Origin of the sequence: Plantactinospora sp. ZYX-F-223, assembly GCF_039649625.1 — a bacterium.
Lineage (GTDB): Bacteria > Actinomycetota > Actinomycetes > Mycobacteriales > Micromonosporaceae > Plantactinospora.
The window spans coordinates 1-365 of record NZ_JBDJAV010000206.1; the positions used below are offsets into that span (position 1 = coordinate 1).

The following is a 365-nucleotide window of genomic DNA, read 5'->3' on the forward strand; positions in this document are numbered from 1 at the left end:
CTGCTGTCGCGGTCCCGGATCAGGAACCTGAACCGGCCCACCCGCTCCCCAAGGTCCATCACGAGGTTGCGGGCCTGCCGGCCACCCACACCCCGGGTCGGGTTCGTGGTCGCGCCGAGGATGCGGACCCGCCGGGTGGCGATCTCGATCAGGAACAGCACGTAGACCCACCGCGGCGGGGCAGCAGCCGCGACAACGCCGACAACACCGCCCTGTCCCCCGGTTCAAGATCCGGACGGCTGACCTGCCGGCGCAGGACCGCGACCTGGTGACGCAGCACGAGGATCTCGACTTCTATGGACCGCTCGCCACACAGACCGACCACGATCAACTGCAACACCTGACACAGGAACAGGTACCCACAC

General features: G+C 67.9%; 1 pseudogene. It reads right to left on the reverse strand.

Annotation, left to right across the window (positions count from 1 at the left end):
• Positions 1-148: 148 nt before the first annotated feature.
• A pseudogene (locus AAH979_RS43200) lies at positions 149-365 on the reverse strand (hypothetical protein); the annotation flags it as partial.